The sequence below is a fragment of the Sphingomonas sp. genome (assembly GCF_019749955.1).
In the GTDB taxonomy this organism is placed as follows: Bacteria; Pseudomonadota; Alphaproteobacteria; order Sphingomonadales; family Sphingomonadaceae; genus Sphingomonas.
In genome coordinates this window covers 1-23,252 of sequence record NZ_JAIEPC010000071.1, presented here as the reverse complement: position 1 = coordinate 23,252, position 23,252 = coordinate 1, and the positions used below count along the sequence as shown (strand labels likewise).

21 protein-coding genes and 1 pseudogene are annotated in these 23,252 nt (G+C 59.9%); 16 read left to right on the top strand and 6 right to left on the bottom strand.

The features are described from left to right. Positions 1–20 precede the first annotated feature (20 nt). The 11 genes from K2W81_RS13125 to K2W81_RS13075 all read left to right on the top strand — a co-directional run bounded on the left by K2W81_RS13125 (position 21) and on the right by K2W81_RS13075 (position 11,161). Complete coding sequence (locus K2W81_RS13125; RefSeq protein ID WP_294105000.1) at positions 21–1,325, top strand: sugar transferase; 1,305 nt, start codon at positions 21–23, stop codon at positions 1,323–1,325. A gap of 50 nt (positions 1,326–1,375) precedes the next feature. Beyond that, on the top strand, positions 1,376–2,272 hold the full coding sequence (rfbA, locus tag K2W81_RS13120) for a glucose-1-phosphate thymidylyltransferase RfbA (protein WP_294104998.1): 897 nt from the start codon (positions 1,376–1,378) through the stop codon (positions 2,270–2,272). Further along, positions 2,269–2,817: a dTDP-4-dehydrorhamnose 3,5-epimerase gene (gene rfbC / locus K2W81_RS13115; protein ID WP_294104996.1), complete on the top strand. Its 549-nt coding sequence runs from the start codon at positions 2,269–2,271 to the stop codon at positions 2,815–2,817. Before rfbA ends, rfbC begins: the two co-directional genes overlap by 4 nt. Then, positions 2,814–3,677 (top strand): dTDP-4-dehydrorhamnose reductase, encoded by an 864-nt coding sequence (gene rfbD / locus K2W81_RS13110; protein WP_294104994.1) that lies wholly within the window; start codon positions 2,814–2,816, stop codon positions 3,675–3,677. Before rfbC ends, rfbD begins: the two co-directional genes overlap by 4 nt. Further along, positions 3,670–4,734, top strand: a complete 1,065-nt coding sequence (gene rfbB, locus K2W81_RS13105) for a dTDP-glucose 4,6-dehydratase (RefSeq protein ID WP_294104992.1) — start codon at positions 3,670–3,672, stop codon at positions 4,732–4,734. Before rfbD ends, rfbB begins: the two co-directional genes overlap by 8 nt. Before the next feature lie 10 nt (positions 4,735–4,744). Continuing rightward, positions 4,745–6,289 (top strand): oligosaccharide flippase family protein, encoded by a 1,545-nt coding sequence (locus tag K2W81_RS13100; protein ID WP_294104990.1) that lies wholly within the window; start codon positions 4,745–4,747, stop codon positions 6,287–6,289. A 2-nt stretch (positions 6,290–6,291) separates the two neighbouring features. Then, positions 6,292–6,954, top strand: coding sequence for a class I SAM-dependent methyltransferase (locus K2W81_RS13095; RefSeq protein WP_294104989.1), 663 nt, complete (start codon positions 6,292–6,294; stop codon positions 6,952–6,954). Beyond that, positions 6,951–7,835, top strand: a complete 885-nt coding sequence (locus K2W81_RS13090) for a glycosyltransferase family 2 protein (protein WP_294104987.1) — start codon at positions 6,951–6,953, stop codon at positions 7,833–7,835. Before K2W81_RS13095 ends, K2W81_RS13090 begins: the two co-directional genes overlap by 4 nt. Before the next feature lie 76 nt (positions 7,836–7,911). Further along, positions 7,912–9,207 carry a hypothetical protein gene (locus K2W81_RS13085; protein WP_294104985.1) on the top strand — a complete coding sequence of 432 codons (1,296 nt, stop codon included), beginning with the start codon at positions 7,912–7,914 and terminating at the stop codon, positions 9,205–9,207. Next, positions 9,204–10,316, top strand: coding sequence for a glycosyltransferase family 1 protein (locus K2W81_RS13080; RefSeq protein WP_294104983.1), 1,113 nt, complete (start codon positions 9,204–9,206; stop codon positions 10,314–10,316). Before K2W81_RS13085 ends, K2W81_RS13080 begins: the two co-directional genes overlap by 4 nt. Then, positions 10,313–11,161: a glycosyltransferase gene (locus K2W81_RS13075; RefSeq protein WP_294104981.1), complete on the top strand. Its 849-nt coding sequence runs from the start codon at positions 10,313–10,315 to the stop codon at positions 11,159–11,161. Before K2W81_RS13080 ends, K2W81_RS13075 begins: the two co-directional genes overlap by 4 nt. Positions 11,162–11,164: 3 nt before the next feature. Here K2W81_RS13075 and K2W81_RS13070 read toward each other — a convergent pair whose 3' ends face one another. Continuing rightward, positions 11,165–12,781 carry a glycosyl hydrolase family 28-related protein gene (locus K2W81_RS13070; protein ID WP_294104980.1) on the bottom strand — a complete coding sequence of 539 codons (1,617 nt, stop codon included), beginning with the start codon at positions 12,779–12,781 and terminating at the stop codon, positions 11,165–11,167. 102 nt (positions 12,782–12,883) lie between these two features. Between K2W81_RS13070 and K2W81_RS13065 the strand changes: the two genes are divergently transcribed. The 4 genes from K2W81_RS13065 (at position 12,884) to K2W81_RS13050 (ending at position 18,464) form a co-directional block, all read left to right on the top strand. Further along, positions 12,884–14,260 (top strand): O-antigen ligase, encoded by a 1,377-nt coding sequence (locus K2W81_RS13065; RefSeq protein ID WP_294104979.1) that lies wholly within the window; start codon positions 12,884–12,886, stop codon positions 14,258–14,260. A 42-nt stretch (positions 14,261–14,302) separates the two neighbouring features. Continuing rightward, entirely contained in the window at positions 14,303–15,019 is a 717-nt protein-coding gene (locus K2W81_RS13060) for a polysaccharide biosynthesis/export family protein (protein ID WP_294104977.1), read from the top strand. A gap of 6 nt (positions 15,020–15,025) precedes the next feature. After that, positions 15,026–17,266 carry a polysaccharide biosynthesis tyrosine autokinase gene (locus K2W81_RS13055; RefSeq protein WP_294104975.1) on the top strand — a complete coding sequence of 747 codons (2,241 nt, stop codon included), beginning with the start codon at positions 15,026–15,028 and terminating at the stop codon, positions 17,264–17,266. A 130-nt stretch (positions 17,267–17,396) separates the two neighbouring features. Continuing rightward, positions 17,397–18,464 (top strand): hypothetical protein, encoded by a 1,068-nt coding sequence (locus K2W81_RS13050; RefSeq protein WP_294104973.1) that lies wholly within the window; start codon positions 17,397–17,399, stop codon positions 18,462–18,464. A 7-nt stretch (positions 18,465–18,471) separates the two neighbouring features. Here the strand turns inward: K2W81_RS13050 and K2W81_RS13045 are convergent, their stop codons facing one another. The 5 genes from K2W81_RS13045 to K2W81_RS13025 all read right to left on the bottom strand — a co-directional run bounded on the left by K2W81_RS13045 (position 18,472) and on the right by K2W81_RS13025 (position 22,438). Then, positions 18,472–19,320: a GDP-mannose 4,6-dehydratase gene (locus tag K2W81_RS13045; protein ID WP_294104971.1), complete on the bottom strand. Its 849-nt coding sequence runs from the start codon at positions 19,318–19,320 to the stop codon at positions 18,472–18,474. Further along, positions 19,320–20,357 (bottom strand): GDP-mannose 4,6-dehydratase, encoded by a 1,038-nt coding sequence (gene gmd, locus K2W81_RS13040; RefSeq protein WP_294104969.1) that lies wholly within the window; start codon positions 20,355–20,357, stop codon positions 19,320–19,322. Before gmd ends, K2W81_RS13045 begins: the two co-directional genes overlap by 1 nt. Positions 20,358–20,607: 250 nt before the next feature. Continuing rightward, a complete protein-coding gene (locus K2W81_RS13035) occupies positions 20,608–20,856 on the bottom strand; it encodes a hypothetical protein (RefSeq protein WP_294104968.1) in 249 nt (82 codons plus the stop codon). Between the two features lie 371 nt (positions 20,857–21,227). Next, entirely contained in the window at positions 21,228–21,485 is a 258-nt protein-coding gene (locus K2W81_RS13030) for a hypothetical protein (protein WP_294104965.1), read from the bottom strand. A 185-nt stretch (positions 21,486–21,670) separates the two neighbouring features. Next, entirely contained in the window at positions 21,671–22,438 is a 768-nt protein-coding gene (locus K2W81_RS13025; protein ID WP_294104963.1) for a metallophosphoesterase, read from the bottom strand. A gap of 107 nt (positions 22,439–22,545) precedes the next feature. Between K2W81_RS13025 and K2W81_RS13020 the strand changes: the two are divergent. Beyond that, a pseudogene (locus K2W81_RS13020) lies at positions 22,546–23,252 on the top strand (peptidase M48 family protein); the annotation flags it as partial.

Below are 23,252 nucleotides of genomic sequence, written 5' to 3'. Positions count from 1 at the left end.
TTCTGGGGAGTTGGTTGAAAATGCTCATGCAGCTCAGCGCGGCAGTCCATCCGGCGCGCGGTTCGACCGTGCTGGCGTCACTGCGCCTACAGATCGTGACGATCTGGGTTGGTGCCGTTTTGCTGCCCGCCGCTGCTATAGTCGGGCTAGGGATCGTTCCGCTCGCGGACCTCACCTTATTGAGCAGTATGTTCACTGCGGCGGTCGCGCTCGCGTTCGGCCAGCTCATGATTCGGCGCGTGTCGTCATTCCCCGGTGCCCGGGCCTATTCTTTCATTCTTCCATCGCTGGCGGGATCGTTCGGCGCCGTCATCGTTGTCATGCTTCTGCTCCGCGTGTCCTATACGCGGTCGTTCTTCGGGTCGAGTTTCGTGATGGGCGTCATCATCGCTTTCATGATCAGCTATTGGGTCGATCGGTTTTCCAGGGTGCGGTTCCATGTCGTGCCGGAAGGCCGCGAGGAGCGAATTGCTTCGCTCTTGCGACTGACCAGTGCCGATTGGCCGATTTTGTCCGAAGCCGACACGCTCCCGCCGCGGCGGGAGCCAATTGTCGCCGATTTGGGCTGCGATCTCGGCACGCATTGGGAGCGGATGCTCGCCCGCGCCGCGCTGGCCGGCCATGCCGTTTACGACGCCAAGCAGTTGAGCGAGTCGCTGTCGGGCCAAGTCACGATCGAGCATATTTCGGAAAACAGCTTCGGCTCGCTGCTGCCGAACGACGCCTATCTCACGGTCAAGCGGATCGCCGATGTCGTCGGTTGCGTGCTGCTGTTGCCGGTGCTGCTGATCCCGCTGACGGCAATCGCCATCGCGATCAGGCTTGACTCGCCCGGCAACGTGTTTTTCGTGCAAGAGCGCATGGGGTATCGGGGGCGTGTCTTCCGAATGGTCAAATTCCGCACGATGCGGCCGCGACCTGTGTTCGAAGATAGCGAGGCCGCACGGGCCGATGCGATGACGCGCAACGACGACGACCGGATCACGCGCGTCGGTCGTTTTCTGCGCCGCTGCCGCGCCGACGAGCTGCCGCAAATCCTGAATGTCCTGAAGGGCGACATGAGCATAATCGGGCCACGGCCCGAGGCGCTGGCGCTGTCGCAGTGGTACGAATCCGAAATCCCCTTCTACTCCTATCGCCACATCGTGCGGCCGGGGATCACCGGCTGGGCCCAGATCAACCAGGGACATGTTACTGACTTGGATTCGATCGCGATGAAATTGTCGTATGATTTCTACTACATCAAATATTTTTCCGCCTGGATCGATATCATTATCGTGATGAAGACGGTGCCGACCGTGCTCAAGGGGCTTGGCGCACGCTAAGTCGGCCATCGCATTCCAGCAAAATCCGAAAAAAATCAGGGAGTAACAGCATGAACGTACGCGTCGCGCGGAAGGGAATCATTTTGGCTGGCGGCGCGGGCACACGGCTTCATCCGATTACGTTGGCGATGAGCAAGCAGTTGATGCCGGTTTATGACAAGCCGATGATCTATTATCCGCTCTCGGTGCTGATGCTCGCCGGGATCAGGGAAGTGCTGATCATCACCACGCCGCACGATCAAGCGGCGTTCCGCGCGTTGCTCGGTGACGGTAGCCAGTGGGGCATGCGGATCGAATTCGCCGTCCAGCCATCGCCCGGCGGTCTGGCCCAGGCTTTCCATATCGGCGCCGAATTCGTCGCGGGTGGACCGAGTGCGCTGGTGCTCGGCGACAATATCTTCCACGGCAGTGGCCTTGGTCGCTTGCTGGCAGCAGCGGATGACCAGGTCGACGGCGCGACCGTCTTTGGCTATCATGTGGCAGACCCCGAACGATATGGCGTGGTTTCGTTCGACGCCGACGGGCGCGCCGAAACACTCGAGGAAAAGCCGGCCGCGCCGCGCTCGAATTACGCCGTGACCGGGCTTTATTTCTATGATTCCCGCGTCGTCGATTACGCGCACCAGATCAGCCCGTCGCCACGCGGCGAGTTGGAAATCACCGACGTCAATCGCCTCTATCTCGAAGCGGGGACGTTGCGCGTGGAACTGATGGGGGCCGGCTATGCCTGGCTCGATACGGGCACACACGCCTCGCTCCTCGACGCGTCGCTGTTCACCAAGATCCTCGAGGATCGTCAGGGCATCAAGATCTGCTGCCCCGAAGAAATCGCCTGGCGTATGGGCTTTATCGATGATGACGGGCTGTCGAAGATCGCCGCGCCGCTGCGCAAGAGCGGCTACGGCGATTATCTGCTCAAATTGCTGACCGAGGGTGGCACGCGATGAACGTCATCGAGACGACACTGCCCGGCGTCCTGCTGATCGAACCGCGGGTGTTCGGCGACGCGCGCGGCTTCTTTCTCGAAACATGGAGCAAGCGCGCCTATGCCGAGGCCGCGCTCGATCTTGATTTCGTTCAGGACAACCATAGCCGTTCGGCCAAGGGCGTTTTGCGCGGCATGCATTACCAGATTGCCCATACGCAGGGAAAGCTGGTCCGCGTTGCCACCGGGAGCGTCTTTGACGTCGCGCTTGATCTGCGGCGCAGTTCGCCCACCTTCGGCAAGTGGGAGGGCTTCCTGCTGAGCGAGGAAAACAAGCGCGTGCTTTGGGTTCCGCCCGGCTTTGCGCATGGTTTCCTTTGTCTGGAAGACGGCACCGATTTCATGTACAAATGTACCGATCTTTATGCACCGGCGCATGAGCGCACGGTGCTTTGGTCCGATCCTGCTGTCGGTATCGATTGGCCGCTCGAGGGGATTGGCGAGCCGCTGGTGGCCGCCAAGGATCAAGCGGGCGCGTTGCTCGCCGACGCAGAGACTTTTGCATGAAAGTGTTGATAACGGGCCATCGTGGCCAGTTGGGCGACGCCCTGCTCAAATGCGCGCCGGCCGACGCCGAAATTACCGCCATCGATCGCGACGAGCTCGATTTGACCCAGCCCGACGCGGTGACGGCTTTCGTCGACGACTGCGCCCCCGACCTGATCCTGAATGCAGCCGCCTATACGGCGGTCGATCGGGCCGAGATCGATCAGGCGGCAGCGCAAGCGGTCAATGGCGATGCGGTGGGCACGCTGGCAAGCCTCGCCAGCAAGCGCGGCGCCAAGCTGATACACATCTCGACCGATTTCGTGTTCGGCGACGGCGCGTCGCGGCCGATCCCGCCCGACGCGCCGACCAATCCGCTCGGGGTCTATGGCGCGACCAAGCTCGACGGCGAGCACCGCGCGATCGCCAATGCGCCCGACGCGCTCGTCATCCGAACCGCCTGGGTCTATGCCCCGCACGGCGGCAATTTCGTCAAGACCATGCTGCGATTGATGGGCGAACGGCCCGAAATCCGCGTCGTCGCCGACCAGATCGGCGCACCCACCTATGCCCCCGGTCTCGCTGCCGCGATGTGGACGCTCGCCGATGCCGGCGCGCAGGGGATCATGCACTACAGCGATGCAGGCGCCGCTAGCTGGTATGATTTCGCCGTCGCGATCCAGGAAGAAGCGCTGGCGATCGGGCTGCTCGACCGTGCCGCGACGATCGTCCCGATCCGGACCGAGGACTATCCCACACCGGCCCGCCGCCCGGCCTATTCGCTGCTTGACAGCAGCGCGACTTGGGCCGCTTTGGGGTGGCCCGCCCCGCACTGGCGAACGAACCTTCGCACGATGCTTCAGGAACTGCTTCATGGCTAATCTGCTCGTCACCGGCGGCGCCGGCTTCATCGGCGCGAATTTCGTTCATTACTGGGCCGCGCATCATCCGAGCGATTCGATCATCGTCCTCGACGCACTGACCTATGCCGGCAATCGCGCCAATCTGGGCGGACTCAATTCGATCGAGTTCGTCCATGGCGACATTCGCGATACCGATCTGGTCAAGACGTTGCTGGGCGATCATGCGATCGACACGATCGTCCATTTTGCAGCCGAAAGTCATGTCGACCGATCGATCGACGGCCCCGATGCGTTCATCGATACCAATGTCATCGGCACCCACAGCCTGCTCAAGGCCGCCAAAGCGCGCTGGCTCGACGCGGGCAGCGGCATGCTCCACCGGTTCCACCATATTTCTACCGACGAAGTCTATGGCAGCCTGGGGCCGAACGACCCGGCCTTTGCCGAGACCACGGCATATGCGCCCAATTCGCCCTATTCGGCGTCCAAGGCGGCGAGCGACCATCTCGTGCGTGCTTATCATCACACCTATGGCCTCGACGTCACGACGACCAATTGCTCCAATAACTACGGGCCTTACCAGTTTCCCGAAAAGCTGATCCCGCTGTTCCTGCTGAATGCATTGCACGGCCGCGCACTGCCGATCTACGGCGACGGCATGAACGTGCGCGACTGGCTGCACGTCGAGGATCATTGCCGCGGGATCGAGGCGGCGATGCTCAAGGGCCGCGCGGGCGAAACCTACAACATCGGCGGCGGGCAGGAACTGCCCAATGTCGTGGTCATCGACGAGATCATCCGCACGGTCGACGCGGCGTTTGCCGCCGATCCGGCGCTGGCGGCGGCATTCCCAGAGTCGCCGGCCGCTCGCGGCGGATCGACTGCTGAACTCAAGACCTTCGTCAAGGACCGGCTGGGCCATGATCGCCGCTATGCGATCGACGAGACCAAGGCGCGCGAAGAGCTCGGCTATGCCCCGTCGCGCACCTTTGCCGAGGGTTTCGCCTCGACGCTGGCCTGGTATCTGGCGAACGAATCCTGGTGGCGCCCGCTGCTCGACCGTCCGAAGGGCTGAGGGCGGCGCCGTGCAGGCCAAAGTCCTATCCAATGCGATCTGGAACGCGATCAACGGCAGCTCGAGCGCGGTCGTTGCCGTGCTCGTGCCGCCATTCCTCACCCGGCTGCTGACGCCGGAGGCCTATGGTGCCTGGGCGCTCGCGCTCCAGATTGGCACCTATGTGTCGCTGTTCGGCTTCGGCATCCAGATGGCGGTCGGCCGCTATGTCGCCTATCACGAGGCGCGCGAGGATTATGCTGCGCGCGACGGCATCGTCGCGACGGCGTTCTGGTTCCTGGCATGCGCGAGCGTGATCGGCTGGCTGGCGATTTGCGGCGTTGCGCTGACGATTGAATGGCTGGTGCCGAACCTCGCTCCCGAACTGGTCGGCCAGACGCGCTGGGCCATCGTGCTGGTCGGGTTGGCGCTTGCGATCAATCTGCCGTCATCGGTTTTCGCCGCGGTCTTTACGGGCATGCAGAAATCGGATGTACCGGCCAAGATTCAAGGGCTTGGTCGACTGGCTCTTGCGTTGGGACTGGTGATCGCTGGGCTGTCTAGGAACTTGGGCGTATTGGGGCTAGTGTATGCCATCATTTCGATCGGCACGGTGGCGGGTCTCGCTTACGCGTGGCGTACGCGGACGCATGCCCCCGAACTCAGCATCGGCTACGTCGCTAAGAAACATGTGAGTGAGCTGGCCAGCTTTTGTTTCAGCCTGACGATCTGGAACTTCGCGATGCTGCTTATCAGCGGCCTCGATTTGCTTATTGTTGGGCGATACGATTATGCCGCCACGCCGTATTACGCAGTTAGCGCGAGCCTAGCCGCAGTAATCAATGGAATTCTAGGATCTCTAGCTAACGCTCTCGTTCCTCCTATCGCAAAGAGCTATGCAGAAGGCGCCCACGAAGACGCGATGCATACCGTTGAATCGGCTTCTAGATTCATTCTCTCAATAGCAGTCGTCGCGTCATCAATTTTTATATTCTGCGCTCGCGATGTTGCGGATTTATGGCTCGGAAAATCGTATGGGTACCAGTCTTCAGAAATAATTATGGTTTTGGCTACCGCAACTCTAATTCGTTCGATTTTAACGCCTTATGTCTCTGCTGCTATTGCGACTGGAGGACACCGATCCATCGCTTGGACACCGATTATTGAAGGGATCGCTAACGTTTCTTTAAGCGTTTGGCTTGGGTCAATGTATGGGCTGGCGGGCATCCTGACCGCAAAAGTCGTGAGTGCTTTCGTTGGGATAGGTCTGGTTCTATACGTGAACCCTCTGCGGAACGTATTCGACAATTATGACATTGTGGTTTATATACGATCAGCTCTTTACAGGCCCTTGGCGGCTATATTAATCATAAGCTTGATTGTAATTCCCGCCGACTATGCTCAAATAGACCGCAATATGGGAGGCGTGCTTTACATACTTCTGGTATTATCGGTGAGCTCAATTGCTTGCTTTTTTGTCGCGCTGGATAGTGCTGATCGAAAATTGGTCATCCAACAAATGAACGAATTACGTTCGAGAGGCAGTAAGATGATGCGCCACTTTGGAGGGATGTAAAGATGAATGATCCGAATGTAGATAACGACGACTATTTTGACCACGATCAGAGTCAATTGCTGGACGCGATAACGGTCACGGGCTCATCCGCTCTTGAGATCGGTTGCGCTACTGGTTCATTTTTGCAGGCACTAGGCGAACGTGGATATAGTCGCTTAATTGGGATCGAACTTGAGAACCAAGTTGCAGAACGAGCCCGTGCTCGCAATCCGAATGCGAAAATCATCTGCGGATCGATTGATGACATAGACGATGAAGAAATTGGGAGCGATCTCGATCTGCTCGTCGCCAGCCACGTGCTAGAACATTTGGTTGATCCCTGGTCAACGCTCAAACGGCTCGTTGATCTGCTTCGACCAGGGGGGCAGTTTATTGGTGCTGTTCCAAATATTCAGCATATTTCCGTTACGGTACCATTAATCACGCGAGGCCGGTTTGAGTATCAAGCCGAGGGAATTTTAGATCGGACCCACCTGAGATTTTTTACTGAACAGTCTGCAGCAGAATTGCTAGCGCGTTCTGGTCTAGAAGATTGCAAGGTTGTCCCCTTGCTCGGAGGCGGAAAATCGCAGATACTGAACACTTTGACGCTAAGCATCTTCAAACCGAATTTTTGTTGGGCATTTCAGTTGAGTGGATACAAGCCGTCTGTAGGCGGTTTATGATTGCTGCAATAACTGTTACGTATAATGCCATTAGCGCAGGCGTATTCCTTAAATTCTTGGATAGTATTGTTCCTCTGCTCGGCTCTAATGTTCGCCTGATAATTGTCGATAACTCATCAAGCGATGACACGAGGAATTTTCTATCTAATTTCAGTAGTCCATTTGTCGATGTCATATTGAATGATGTGAATGTTGGCTTTGGATGTGCGTGCAATCAGGCCGCACGATTTTCGGAGAGATATTCGCCGGATAGGTTTTTGTTTATAAATAATGACGTCTTTCTGACAGGTGATCCGATAGTTGCGCTTTCTGAATCGCTCGATTCGCAGGGAGGAGGCGCTATATCCCCTGTCATTATTTACGCCGACGGCACTCAGAAAATTTGGTATGAAGGAGGGGTGTTTAGCTCGCTCCGGGGAATCATAAATTACCACCTCAAGCAGGGCAGGGTTCGGACATCGGGCAAATTTGGCGTCGCAAGAACGCAGTTTGCGCCTGCTTGCGTGTTTCTCATTGATAGACTCGCGTTTGAAGATGTGGGTGGTTTTGATGAGCGATTTTTTGTATATTGGGAAGACGCGGACCTTTGCCTTCAACTAATTCGAAGAGGGTACTCTATATACTTGGATTATGAAGTAATCGTAGAGCATGTTGTTAGCGCGACGACAGGTGGCGCTAGGAGTGAATTTTCAATTGTAATGAACTGTAAAAACCATATTATATTTGTTCGAAAGAATATGGGATATTTGTCAGCTATATTTGCGGCGAGTATGTCCATCGCTAAATGGACTCTCAGACTACTGACCGGACAAGAGACAGTGAGAAACTCCTTGCTGGCCTATAGATCAGTACTTTCGGGCCTAGCCGCGTCGGTTGGTTAATGGATAGTCGGGGCGAAGCTGCAGGAGATCGTAGGGTGTACGTCGGACTTGCAAGGATGCAGATAACGAAATGGGGATGGAGCGCGCCGATAGTGGTTGCCGGGCTATGACACGCGGCGTGCTGGTTCCGCCGATGGCGATGCCGCAAAATGGCGACCGGACGTCAGTCATGGAGGACATCGGCCGGACGCTCGTTCTTGTGCTGATGCCGTTCCTGGTGCCGTCGATCTTGCGCTATCTGTTTGACGTCGGCTCTTTCACGACCGGTGTGGTTACTGCATGCGGTGTCATCTGCGTATTGGCGGTGATCGGCATTGTGCGCGCGCCCACGGCGTCGTCGCTGACCACCAGTTTTTTGATTTCAGCGCTGCTGGCAGTCGTCATCGGCTCCCATGCGATCATTGTAAGCTATTTCAACGATATCGATCTGGTCCGCGCGATAACGTCGCTGGTGCCACTGGTGACGGTGATTTTGACCACCACCGTGTTGCGGATCAATTTGTTCACTTTGCCGGACACGTCGGTGGATCGCATCGTCTGGTTCAGTTTCGCAGTCTTCGTGGTGATCGGTGTCAACGGCCTCGGCGGCTACCAACCGGCGAGCATCGTCGGCGGTGACAAGACCGTTTTTCCGTTCACGGAACCGTCGCATTACGCCTTGGCGATGGCGCCGTTCATCATCTATCTGGCGGTGCGATCCAAGTTGGTTGCTCGTTACAGTGTCATCTTGATTTCACTAGCATTAGCGCTGTTGCTTCAGAACCTGTCGCTGCTCGTCTGCACGTTGCTTGGCGCACTGATCCGTGCTGACCGTATTCTCGTGCTGTTGTCGATCGCGGGCGCACCGCTGGCGGCGAATTACATCGATCTTTCTTATTTCACCGATCGGCTTGATTTTAGCTACGGAACGACGAACTTGTCGACGCTCGTTTATCTGCAAGGCCTGGAACTTGCCGAGGGCGGTTTGCGAACGACAAATTTCCTGGGTATCGGCTATCAGCAGCTCGGCGTCGTGAACCTGTACAGCCCCACGACCAATCTGATCTATCGACTGCTTCGCGACGATCTCAATCTCTTCGATGGCGGATTTACCGGCGCCAAGCTCGTTGCCGAACTAGGGGTGTTCGGACTGGTGTTGGTCGCAACCTTTGTGATGCTCGTCGGCTTTTCGATCCTCAAGCTGCGGGGGAAGCGGGGCCAAGCGGCCCCGTCGGCATCGACCACGCTTGCGCTTGCCTCTGTGGTGGCGTTTTCGGTCGAGATGTTCGTGCGCGGCGCAGGCTATTTCACGCCGACGACGCTGCTTCTTCTCGGCGCCTTGCCGATCGCCTGGGCGACATGTTTTCGCCGGTCGTCAGGGGCGAAGGCATGAAGCCCAAGCTGGTCGGGGTGAACCTGACGTTCATCGAAGCGCGGCCGCTGACCGGGCCGGGATATCATGCCGTCGAAATGTTCGAGCAGATGGTGGCGCAATTGCCCGAGCGGCCACATCTCACGTTGCGCGGTTATGCCCAGGCCTCGGCGCGACACCATTTCAGTGACGCGGCGGCGCCGTACATCAGCTTCATCGATGGCGAGCGCGGACGCATCAAACGCGTTCTTTACGAGCAATTTGTCCTCCCATGGCGGACCCGCGCCGACAAGGTCGATTTGTTGCTGAGCCCTTCCTTCGTCAGCCCGCTGTTCGGCGCGCCCAAGCTCGCGGCGCACATCTACGACATGTATTACCGGGTGGAGCCGCAGTTCGCGAACCGGTTCCAATATTATTACTGGGGCTTGATGATTCCCGCTACTGCGCGTGTATCCAAGCTCTTGTTGACCATCTCGGAAAACAGCCGCCGCGATATCATCAAATATCTGGGTGTCCCGGCCGAGCGCGTGGTCGTGACGCCGTGTGGCAGTCGCCTGAACGATCGCTCACCACGTGCAGGCACAAGCGGTATCGAGGGGCCGTTTTTGCTGATGGTGGCGAACCTGATGCCAAACAAGAATGTCGGCGTGGTCGTCGATGCGGTCAAGCGGCTGCGCGCGCGCGGATTGCCCTTGCGGCTTATCCATGTCGGGTCGGATCCGGTAGATCAACTGAAACACGCCATCGCTGCGCACGACGCGACGGCCTTTGTCGAGGCGACCGGCAAGATCGATAATGAGCGTCTCGTCGCCCTGTACCAGGACGCCTTCGCGCTTGTCGTCGCGTCGCTCTACGAGGGCTTTTGCATGCCGATCGTCGAGGCCCAGTCGGTCGGCGGCATGGTGATTTCGTCGAACAGTTCCTGCCTTCCCGAAGTCGCCGGCGAGGGTGCGCTGTTTTTCGATCCGCACGATCCCGACCAATTGGTCGACCAAGTGGTGCGGCTCGAAGCCGATCCGGCTTTGCGGGGCTTGATGATCGAGCGCGGACGGACGAACGCCGCGCGGATGACGTGGAGTCACACCGCGCGCCTGACTTATGATGCGCTCGAAAAGGTGCTCGCCGGATGACCGAGCCATTCGTCCTGACCGCGTCATGCGTGTTGTACAACACGGCGCCTGAGGAAGTCGCTCGGCTGATTGCCCAAACGGCATCGATCCCGGTGCCGACGCACCTCTATCTGATCGACAACAGTCCCGAACCGGTCGCATTGCCGCTAACCGATCCGACCTGCGTGACGGTCATTCGCCCCGGCGCCAATCTGGGCTATGGTCGTGCGAACAATCTCGCCATCCGCGATTCAGCGGGACGATCACGCTATCATCTCGTCGTCAATAGCGACCTGCAGTTCGCCGGGCCGGATGTTGCTCGACTGATCGCGTTCATGGACGAACGACCTGATGTCGGATTGGTCTTGCCGCGGGTCGAATATCCCGATGGCCGCCTGCAGACTCTGTGTCGGCTGCTTCCCACGCCGGTCGACTTGCTGGCGCGGCGTACTTTTGTGGATACGCGCTGGGCGCAACGCCGCAATCAGCGCTATGAATTCACCGATTGGAGCTACGACCGGATTGCGAGCTTCCCGTTTCTTTCGGGTTGTTTCATGTTGATGCGTCAGGAAGTTCTACAAAAAGTCGGCGGCTTTGACGAACGTTATTTCCTGTACGGCGAAGACATGGATCTGTCGCGGCGCATGCATCAAGTAAGCGAGACGCTCTTCTTTCCCGACGTCAAGATCGTCCACGAATTTCGGAGCCGGGCTCAACCCAGTCGCAAGCTTCTGCAATATCTGATTGTGAACGTCGGGCGCTATTTCAACAAATGGGGCTGGATCCGCGACCCCGAGCGTGACGCCATCAATCGGCGGTGCCTCGAACAATTTCCCGACTTGATCGCGCAGCGCCGCAACAGATAGCGCTCAACCGGGAAATACACCACGATTTGCGAAGTCGAGCGCCGACTGCAGGTCGGCGAATCGCAGGATTGCTGCGCCGCCGAGCGTGATCGATGCGGCGTTGGTCGACCTGTGCAGCAGTCCAAGCGGCCCCGGCGGCGTTTCTGCGATGCGACAGAGCCCCACCAACATCCGCCAACCGCCTGCACGTAATTGGCCTTTGCCGCTTACCCCGAGCGCTCCGTTGATTTCGATCGTCGGGCCGATACCCCCCGCGCGATCGCCGAGCTCATAAAGATAAAGGGTGACGAGCCAGTCGCCGCTGGCGGGGCGGGCGCTGCCGATGAATGCATCGGCGTTGGCGGCCAAATCAATATGATGGGCCGTTCCCATGGCAACACGCGACCCCAACGCAGGCGTGGTGGTCGTTCCCTTGGGGTGACGAATCTCGAGGCCTTGCCCTGCGTCGCTTCGCCACAGCACCTGCTGGTTCCATAGCGGACTGCGCGCAACCGGCAGCGGCATTTCGAACCAGGGCGTGCGGAGCCCGGACGGTTGAGTCGGCGGCGCGATGCTGGTCGCCACGCCCGGCGGCGTGCCTTCGAATGCATAGGCATGTTCGTGACTGACCGACGAGGCATTGTCGCTATCGACGCTCAGCATCGTGAGATCGCAGTTGCGCGTCAGCATCGTCGCGGCTTTCAGGATGCAGTGGCCCGGCGGCGTGTTCTCGATCAGGATCGGCGCAGTGACCGCCTGCGCAAACAGAAATGCCGCGCGCGGATGTTTCCGCCCGTCGACTTCCAGGTCGCGCGCCGTGCCGGCGGCCTCGTTCCATTGATCCCGAATCACGATAGCTGGCGCCAGGCTGGCATTGAACGCCTTGATGTAAAACACGAAGCCTGCGCCGAGCTCGACGATGTTGCCGTCGAAGATGATCTGTCCCGACCCTGACGTCGGACTGTCGATAAATGCCATCGCTCGGCGGAAATTGGTTAGCCAAGATCGTGAAACGTTCATGCAGCCGCCATGCATGGCCGAAGCGCCGGTCTCGAGCTTGGTCCCGCGCACCAGAAAATGAAAGTCATTGGCATCGAAGCGGCAGCGATCGACCCAAAGTCCTATCGAGCCCTTTTCGCGACGGATCGCGCAATAGGCGCCCTCGAATCCCACGCGGGTAAATCCCGTTCCGCCCGAATAGGCGGCGTCGCGTCCGCTACCTGTCCCGGCTGCAAACAGCGTTCCCCGGCCAGCCACCGCCCCCGCCAGTCTAAGATCTGATATCTCGACACTTTGCGGGTCGCCGTTCTGGTAATCGGCGGATATCGCCACGCCGTCCGGATCGGCGGGTATGAGCGTCGTCGCGCCAATGCCTGCGCCCGTCAGGTTGACCGAGCGACTATGCAGCCGCAGCTGGACTCGGAATCTGCCTGGGGGGAGCGCTATCGTTCCCCCGCCCGTTCGCGCGACGTGGTCATAGACTCTCTGCAGCGAAGCGCTGTCGTCGGCTCGCCCGTCGCCCGCCAGTTTCAGATCCAGCGGCAGTGCCGCCGCGCTTTGAGCGCTGGCTGGAAACCGCACCGCGCCGGGCGCGAGCAGCATGCCCGCCTGCAGCATCCGGCGCCTTGATTCGTCGATCATCTTTTGCTGGACCCCTACTTGCACTCAAGTCCCAGATAGGGGGCGGCGACGCGCGCCGATAGGGCAGTTGCCGTGATGGAGCGAGCCGTATAGATCGCACCCATGGCCAAGATCGACGCATATCCCTACCTTGATCGCCGCAATGCGGCGCCTTTGGTCATGGTGTTGCTGCTGGCGGTGATCTCCGTTGCCGGCGGATCGTCCCGCGCCGATTTCGTCGGCCAGGCAGCCGTTCGCCTCGCCGCTGCGCTCGCGATCGGAGCCGTTCTGGTGCTTCCTGCGCCCGAGGCAAGACGCGATCTGCGGGTCGTCATGGGGCTGATGATCGCATCGACATTGGTGGTCGTCATCCAACTAGTGCCTTTGCCGCCGTCGCTTTGGGCGATGCTTCCGGGCCGGGAGCCGTTCTTGGCGCTTGTGCAGGCGGCGGGGCAGGGGGATCGGTGGCGGCCGATCGCCTTATACCCCGATGGCGCATTCAATGCGCTTGGTGCCCTGTTGGTCCCTTGGTCGATCCTTGCGTGCTACCGTGCGCTCGACGCCGACAGGACTGCAGTTGTCCTGTCGGCAGCTCTGCTTCTGGTCATCGCCAGCGCGTTCGTGGAATTGCAGCAGATTACGTCGACCGGTTTCCTGACCGACGGCGGGGCCAATGAAGTCGAATCGATTTCGGGATTGTTCGCCAACCGGAACCACCAGGCGCTCGCGCTTGCGATCGGTATCGTGTTGGCGGCGCGCTGGGGAAGCGCGGGCAGCAAGGAGCAGAATTGGCGCATCTGGGTCGCGCTTGGCCTGATCGCGCTTTTCATCTTGTCGATCGGCGCCACAGGCTCGCGCGCGGGATTGGCGCTGGGAGCGGTCGCGCTCGTCGGCGGTGCCGCCTTCGGGTGGCGTGCGGCAGCGGCGCAAACCATCGGCCGCGTGAACCGGCGAGCCTTCATCATCGCGCTGATCGCGGCCATCGCGGCAATTGTCGGCCTGGTGGCGATCAGCATCCGCAACGGGCGCGCGACCACCTTCTTCAGACTGGTCGACCAGCAGGGGATGAATGACCTTCGGGTCAGGGCCTTTCCTGCGGTAAAGGCGCTGGTCGCCGATTATTTTCCCGTGGGCACGGGGCAGGGCGGCTTCGATTATGCGTTCCGCTCGCGCGAGCCGTTGGCGCTGCTGAGCCCCAAATATTTCAATCATGCGCATAATGATCTCATCCAACCCATCATCGAGTCGGGCTTGGCCGGCCTCGTGCTGCTGACGATTGCAATCGGATGGATTGCGTGGCGGTCGGTGATCGTGTGGCGAGACGATCGAAATCTGCTTGGCCATTGCGGGGTTTTCATTCTCGCCTTGGCGATCGGCGCGAGCTTGGTCGATTATCCGGTGCGGACCCCGATGATCATGGCTCTCGCCATGATCGGCGCGATTTGGCTTAGTCCGGTGGGCCGCGCGCCGCCGACAACGACTTTACCCCATTCAAAATGAGCGATATAGGCCCGCAGGGGCCCTAGGGAATTTCACATAATCATGCGAAAAACAATTGTGGGGCTTTGCCTCGTCTTTCTGGTGTCGGCATGCGGGGGCAAGATCCCGCTCCAGAATGCGCCAGGCCTCACGGTGGTGGAGGGGCTCAATGCGTTGCCGCCGCCAGAGCGCGCCGATCTGGTTGCTGCAGACCGGCCCGCCTTGGTTGGTCCGCTCGACAGCATCAAGGTCGACGTCTTCAATGTTCCCGAACTGACGCGTGACCTTCAGGTCGACGCGAGCGGGTACATCGCGATGCCGCTGATCGGCTCGATTGATGCGCGCGGCAAGACCGCCGGCGAACTTGCCCGCTTCATTGAGACCAAGCTTCGCGATCGCTTTGTCAAAAATCCTGACGTGACCGTCAATATCAAGAGTTCGGTGAGCCAGGTGGTCACGGTGGACGGGCAGGTGACCGAGCCCGGACTATATCCAGTGACGAACCAGAGCACGATGCTGCGGGCAATCGCGTCCGCGAAAGGGCTTGCCGAGTTCGCCGATCCCAAGGACATAGTGATCCTGCGCACGGTCGGCGGACAGCGCATGGCGGCGCTTTATAACATCGAAGCAATCCGCCGCGGCATCTATCCCGATCCGGTTATCTACGCTAACGACGAAATCATAGTAGGTGACTCGCCAAGAAGCCGCGCGTTGAAGACACTGATTCAGGTTACGCCTGCGCTCGCTGCGCCGCTAGTGGCCGTATTTCAAAGGTTGTAACAGCACATGAACAGCCTTACTCCCGCTCGCGTGCCACCCAATGCGCTGAAGGTGGCCGACACCAGTCTTATGGTCGGACAAGGCACAGCGATGCCTGTGTTCCGGCAGTATATTCAGATTGCGTATCGCTGGCGATTGGTCATCCTCGGGTCGATTGCTGTCTGCTTCCTGATCGGCTTGATCATTACGTTGTTGATGACGCCGCAATATACGGCGACCGCAACTCTCGAGATATCGCGCGAGTCCAACAAGATCGTCGATATTCAGGGCGTGGAGCGCGACGCGAGCATCGCCGATCAGGAATTCTATCAGACGCAATATGGATTGCTCCGGTCGAATGCGCTGGCGGTTCGAGTGGCGCAGCAACTCGGCTTGCCGGAAAACAAGCAGTTCTTCGATAGCTTCGGCGTCAAACAGTCGTCAGACGCATTCAAGCGCGTAAACAACGTCTATCCGGCGGCCGGACACAAGGCGCGCGAGCGCGCCGCCGCCGAAGCGTTGCTGAAACGGATCGTCATTGCGCCGACCCGGCTGTCGCGGCTGGTGGACGTGCGCTTTACGGCGCCCGATGCGCAGCTGGCATCCCGGATCACGAATGCGTGGACCGCGAATTTCATCCGGTCGACGCTTGAGCGCCGTTACCAGGCGACTTCTTACGCGCGCAAATTTCTTGAAAGCCGCCTCGACCAGCTACGCAACAAGCTCGAGCAGTCAGAGCGTCAGCTGGTCGCCTATGCAACCAGTCAGCAAATCATCAACCTCCCGGTATCGGGGGGGCAGGCAAATGATGGCAAGGTGGCCGAACGCTCGGTCGTCGCCGACGATCTTGTAGCGATGAACCTTGCCCGGGCATCGGCAACTGCGGACCGTATCCAGGCCGAGGCGCGCTACCGGCAGGCCGGCGGCAATGCTTCCGCCGAGTCGCTTAGGAATGACGCGATCACGGGCCTGCGCCAGAAGCGCGCCGAGTTGGCGGCGGATTATGAGCGGCTCTTGACGCAGTTCCAGCCGCAATATCCGGCTGCGGTCGCCATCCAGTCACAGATCAAGCAGCTCGATCGAAGCATCGCGCAAGAGGAAGCGCGCGTCTCACGCTCGATCGCCGACGCCTATCGCGAGGCGGTAAGTCGCGAGGCGGGTCTCAATTCGCAGGTGACGTCGCTGAAGGGCAATCTGCTTGACCTGCGCCGACGCAGCATTCAGTATAATATCTTCCAGCGCGAGGTCGACACCAGCCGTCAGCTCTATGAAGGCCTGCTGCAGCGCTACAAGGAAATCGGCGTGACGGGCGGTGTTGGCGTCAACAACGTTTCGATCGTCGACGATGCCGACGTGCCCGAAAAGCCGTCAAGCCCGCGTCTGCTGATCAACCTGTTCGCGTCGATCGTGGCTGGTATTCTGGTTGGTATCCTGCTCGCCTTCATCCTGGAGCAGGTCGAGGACGCAATCGCCGATCCGGCGCAAGTCGAACAGCTCATCGGCCTGCCGCTGCTCGGCACCGTACCGAAGCTCGAGGGCGTCTTACCTTCCGAGGCTGCACTCGACCGCAAGTCGGATCTGGTCGACGCTTATCTGGCAGTCATGACCAACCTCCAGTTTGCGACCGAGCACGGTACACCCCGCACGCTTGCCGTCACGAGCTCGCGGCCTGCCGAGGGCAAGACGACGACGGCGCTGCTGCTTGCGACTGTCCTGGCACGTGCGGGACGCAAGGTCCTGCTCATCGACGGCGATATGCGGTCGCCGACCTTGCACTTGCTGGTTCACACGACGGGTAAGGTTGGCCTCAGCAATTATCTGGCTGGCAGCGACGCGATCGAATCTTTGCTTATCCGCGAAACAGGGTTCGGTTTTGTCGGCATGGCTGCGGGGCCACTGCCGCTAAATGCCGCAGAATTGCTGACCGGCGATCGTCTGTCGCAACTGTTGACCGAGGTGTTGCGCGAGTTTGATCACGTCGTCATCGATTGCCCGCCGGTCATGGGATTGGCCGACGCGCCGCTGATCGGCGGCAAGGTTGAAGCCGTGGTCTATGCAATCGAAGCGCATGAGGTGAGGGCGAGCATGGTGCGTGCGGCGCTATCGCGCCTCCACAGCGCCAATGTGCGAATCGCCGGCGGCGTGCTGACCAAGTTCGAAGCGCGCAAGGCCCATTACGGCTATGGCTACGAATATGGCTATGGCTATGGCTATGGCGTCGATGCCGCAGCCGAGGCGAAAGTGAAGGCGCATTCGCGGCTGACTTGAGCCGCAGCTTGATGGGGCAACAGACATGAATCCGATCGTCCGCATCGCTGCGGCACTCGCTGTCGCCTCAGCTGGGGTTTATGTCGCTGCCGACAGCTTGGGCTCAGCGCTTGCCGAGGCCAATCCGACGTTGGCGTTGCAACTGGCACCTCGCAATGTCGTTGCCCTCCAGACCATGGCCGGCAACTTGCTTGGCGACGTCAACGACCCCGCCGCGCGGCGGAGCGCCGCCGCGCTTGCGGATCAGGCGCTGTCGCGTGATGCCGGGGCGGCCAGTGCAGCCATCACATTGGCAATTATTCAGGGTGTCGAGGGCGGTAACGCGAAATCGGCGGCGTTGATGGCTGCTGCGGAGCGCCTTACACGCCGCGACTTGCGCGCCAACATCTGGCAGGTCGAAAACAGCGTCGCGCGGGGCGATGTCGCTGGTGCCTTGCGCCATTTCGACTTCGCGTTGAGAACGTCTGAATCTGCGCCGGACTTGATGTACCCCACGCTGAATGCAGCGATCGGCGATCGTCGGCTGGCGGGTCCGATCGCACGCTTGCTGGCAACGCGGCCGCCTTGGGCCATTCCTTTTCTCGGGCAGCTTGGGAGTGCCGCCCCGGATCTTGCCGGTGCGGCCGAATTCTACCTCATGGTCAAGCGTCTCGGCCTTGATCCCCCCGCCATTGGCTGGACGGCCGTGGTCGATCGCCTGACAACCGCCGGCGACGTCGCTCGCGCCCGCAATGTTCACACGGTCCTGCGCGCGAGCGATCCGGCTGCCTTGATCAACGATCCCAATTTTCGCGGCGTCGCCGACAGCCCTTCGGTGTTCGACTGGTTTCCGTCCGTCGATGAAGGTCTGCAGGTTCAGATCGGCGGTGGTGTGCCGCAGCTGAGCTTCAACGCTCCTGCGGGTTTCAATGGTAATATCGCCCGTCAGATGCTCGTCCTCGCGCCCGGTCGCTATCGGCTACGCAACACCGCCATGCTCAGCGATGATAACGGATCGACGCCGGCCTGGAAGATCAGCTGTGTCGGCGGCGACAGTTTCGAATCGATTCCGGTCGCCACTGCCGTGACGGCGCCGGTGGCCTTTTCGGTGCCGGCGGGATGCCGCGCGCAGTGGATCGTGCTCGCGCTTACCCTGGTCAATGATGAGCGCCCTACAGCAGCGCAGATTTCAAACGTTCAGATCGAACGCATTCCATAAATGCCGGTCAGTTCGCGGTAAGCATCCAGCGCAGCGTCTCTTCGAACGCGATCGGCTGCCAATCCGGCATCGACGCGCGCAACCGTCGATTGTCGCCGACCAGGAAGCCGATCTCATTGGGTCGGACGAACTCGGGATTGACGACGGCCTCGATCGCATGGCCGGTCATCGCGCTTGCGGCGGCAAGGATTTGGCGCACCGTATGACCAACACCCGTACTGATGTTGATCACGCGCTCCGCCGGGACGTTTTCGATCATGGCGCGATAGACGGCGGCCACGTCGCGCACATCGCTGAAATCGCGTGCGACATCGATGTTGCCGAGCTCGATCCTCGCTTCGCGCCGCATGAAGTGATCGACGATCTTCGGCACCAGGAAAAGCTTGTCCTGGCCCCGCCCGGTATAGTTGAACGGCCGAACGATGACGATGTTCAGTCGGTCCGCCCAAAAGCGTGTCCCAAGCTCCATCGCATATTTGCTCAGGGCATAATGGTTGAGCGGATTGGGCGCCGTGGTTTCCGCCAACGAAGCCGACTGCTGCGCGCCGTAAATGTTGGCGCTGCTGGCGACGACGACGGTCGCATTGGGCGAATGCCTGGCGACGGCATCGAGCAAGCCGAACGTGCCGACCTGGTTCACCTCATAGAATCGCGCCACATTAGGAGAGTGGACAAAGGCTATCCCGGCAAGATGGATGACGGCTTCTGGCTTGGCCGCCGCGACGGCCGCATCGATTGCCGCCACGTCGGTCAGGTCGGCGTCGCCCAAACCGACGACGTCGTGCCCGCCCTCCTTCAATGCATCGGCGACATAGTGACCCGTGAACCCGTTCAGGCCCGTCACGAGGACACGCATCAGAACGATGCCCCGATCTTGTTGCGGCGCAGATCGGCTTCGACCATCATCTGGCAAAGCTGCTCGAGCGTCGTCGTCGGTTTCCAGCCGAGCAGGTCATGCGCCTTGGACGCATCGCCGATCAGCAGTTCGACCTCGGCCGGGCGGTAGAACGCCGGATTGATGCGCACCAGCGTACGACCGGTCGCCGCATCGACTCCCGATTCGGTTTCTCCGGACCCCCGCCAATCGATCTCGACCCCGATGTGACGAAAGGCAAGCGTTGTGAACGTGCGGACCGTTTCGGTGCGCCCGGTCGCCAGGACGAACGTGTCGGGAACGTCGTGCTGCAGCATGCGCCACATCCCTTCGACATATTCCGCCGCATATCCCCAGTCGCGCTTCGCGTCGAGATTGCCCAGCTCAAGGCATTCGGCCTTGCCCAGGCTGATCTTGGCGACGGTGTCGGTGATCTTGCGCGTGACGAATTCGAGCCCGCGCAGGGGTGATTCGTGATTGAAGAGGATGCCGCTCGAGCCAAAAATATCGAAGGACTCGCGGTAGTTGACCGTCATCCAATGCGCATAGAGCTTGGATACGCCATAGGGGCTGCGCGGATAGAAAGGTGTCGATTCGCTTTGCGGGACGGCCTGCACCAGCCCGAACATCTCGGACGTCGACGCCTGGTAGAATCGGATCGAGCGATCGACCACGCGAATGGCTTCGAGCAGGCGCGTCGTCCCGAGCGCTGTGATGTCACCCGTGGTCAATGGTTGGTCGAATGAAATGCCGACGAAACTCTGCGCCGCCAGATTATAGACTTCGGAGGGGCGTGCGCGCTCGATGAGCCGAATCGCCGATCCCAGATCGGTGAGGTCAAATTCCACCAGCTTCAGCCGGGGATGATTTTCCACGCCGACTTCGGCCAGACGCCAGAGATTGACCGAACTCGTCCGGCGAAATGTTGCGTGGACTTCGTAGCCCTTGTCGAGCAGGAGGCCCACCAAATAGGCGCCGTCCTGGCCGCTTGCGCCGGTAACGACAGCTGTCTTCGTCATCGAGTTTCCTTGGTTAAGTGGCCGCAGACGACCTGCTCCCGCCGCCAGCGAGCGTCATGCTCACTTGGCCGCATAGCGATTGTGCATCTTGGTCTGCGATCGATGGCAAGCACAACGTGCGCGCCTAGCAAACCGATTCGGCGGCTAGTCCGCCAGAACGACCGAATCAAGCATCGTCGCTGGCACTAGCCATGACGTACGGCAAAAAAAATGGCGGCCGAAGCCGCCATTTTCTTTACTGTTTATATACTTAACGGCTCGAGCCGCCAGTGGTGCCAGCAACGATGCCGCCGATTGCGCCACCAACGACAACCACGACGATCGCAATCGTGGCGCCCTGGCTGAGCTTGCTCTTCTTGGCGGTCGGCGCCGAAGCGCGGAGCGACTTGATCGCAGGCGCCAGCGAAAGGCCAGCAGCCGGGTTGGCCGAAGCGGCCATAACGGGCGTAACTGCCATCGAAGCAGCGGCGACCGCAGTCAGGATTTTTGCAAAGCTCATTGGTAACTCCCTCTTTTAATTGCATTCCCTCTGTCGAACAGGGGGTGATCTGACAACGCCTTACCAGCGCTACCCACGCACATCCAACTCGCGACGGCCGCTGAAAACTGCTCGTCGACCAGCGCTATATGGTGAACTCAATGAGATTGCACCAGCTATTTGCGCTGCGCTGCAAGAAAAATTGTATCAGTCGATTGTCACTGCCTCGATTGGGATGCTCGCCAATCGCAACAGGTGGGACCGCTGAGTAAAATGATTGGCTGGCACGACGCCGAAAACTCAGCGGCCACCCACAAATGACCGTAGGCCGCTGAGGCGTTGAGCCACCAGCGACCTACGGTTGGACTTAGTTATGGACAGCAGTGAAAAACTTAACGGCTCGTCGCGTTATTACGGCCAGTGGTCCCAGCAACGATACCAGCAATCGCACCACCAGCAGCGATTACCACGATTGCAATCACGCCGGTCTGACCGATCTTGCTCTTCTTGCCAGCAGGCGCCGAGGCGCGGAGCGACTTCAGAGCAGGCGCAAGCGACAGGCCAGCTGCCGGGGTGGTCGAAGCGGCCATAACGGGCGAGACTGCCAAGGAGGCAGCAGCGACCGAAGCCAGGATCTTTGCAAAGCTCATGTGTAACTCCCTCTTTTAACCAACATCCCCCTGCCACAGAGGGTATAATTTGGCAACGCCCTATCCGCGTCACCCACGCGCACCAAAACGACGACGGCGGCTCAACACTGCGCGTCGGCAGCCCTATATGGGGAATTCAATGAAAATGCACTAACATTCTTTGCTGCATTGCAACAAAAATTGTATCAATCGATGATCGCAGCTTCGATTGGCCACCGTGTGCTGCCTTCGAAGCCCATCGCCGACAACCGACCGGTTGCGTAGGCACCGGTGTCGATCCCGATTCGATTGGCATGCGCGTCAATCGACGTGCTGATCGTATGGCCATGCACAATGATTCGTTCGTGCGGCGCAACAAAATCGAGAAATTGTTCGCGTATCCAGCGCAAGTCGCTGGGCTGTTGATCCGCCAGTGGGACCGATGGTTTGATACCGGCATGAACAAAGGCATAGTCGCCGACGATCACCATGTCTTCGAACGATTCGATGAACTTGCGGTGCGCTTCTGGAATCATGGCACTGATCGCTTCGATCAACTCTGCATAATCGAACCGATTATAGTCCTGCTCGCTCATCCCATAGCTCAGGATGGTCTCGCGACCGCCGATTCGGCAGAAGAATCGCATGGCCTTTTCGTCGCCGGCGATGGCCTTCAGGAAGACCTCTTCATGGTTGCCCATCAGCAAGCGGGTATTCGGCAGGGCGGCCGCGACGGCCATGGCGCGTTCGACGACGGCCGCCGACGCGGGGCCTCGATCGATCAGGTCGCCCAAGAAGATGAGCTGCTGGTCGGCAACGTCGCGCGTCGCATCGTCTTCCATGATCTTGTCGAGCAGCATGTCGAGCAAGTCGTCGCGCCCATGGATGTCACCGATAGCGTAGAGCCGCTGACCTTCGGGAACGGACGCTTTGGGGCGGGACGACACTCTTTTTTTGCGCAGCGGGCCAAACATCTTTGTCACTTTTGTCGAACGCGTCGGTCTGCGGCAGAAGGCTGCAGTTCGAACGATCGACCCATTAGGGGATGACCCGGGCGCCAACAACCAGTAAACCACAGGCTATGGTTCGGCGTTGGGCGCAGATTTCGAAGATTGCGCTGTTGCTGTCGCTGGCGGCCGCCGCGCCAGCGCCACAGCCGACGATCCGTGAATTGCTCGAGCTGCTGCGGCGAGATGATATTCGCCTTGCCAGTGTCGGTCAGCGGCTGGCGGTGCGCAACGTCGCGCTGTGCCGGGAAAAGCGCGCTTGGGTCGGGCTCGTGGTGCATACGGTCGATCAATATCAGCCGTCGATTCGCGCGGATGCGATTGCGCTGTTCGCCTTCCCGACGCCCGTCGCGGTTGAAGCGATACTCCCTGATGGCGCAGCCGCCAACGGCAGCATTGTCGCGAACGACGGGATCGTTGCCGTGGGTGACCATGCGTCGCTGCTCAACCCGCCGCTGCCCGCAAATCCGGCAAGTACGAAACGCCGCGACGCTGCCGAGCGCGCGATCGCTGACTTAGCGCCCGAGGTTCCCGCGCGATTCGCGATTCGGCACGCCGGAGTTGATCGCACCGTGTCGCTGACGCCCCGCGCCGGATGCCAAGCCCGTTTCGAAGTGCACGAACTCGACGAGGCTGCCGCCGACGGCAGTATCGTCCAGATCGGCGCGTCGTACATGGACGGGTTCGACCCGGAATGGTTGCCGGTGATCGTTGCGCATGAGCTCGCCCACATCATCTTGAAGCACCGCGCGCGGATGGATGCGGCTGGCGTCAAATACGG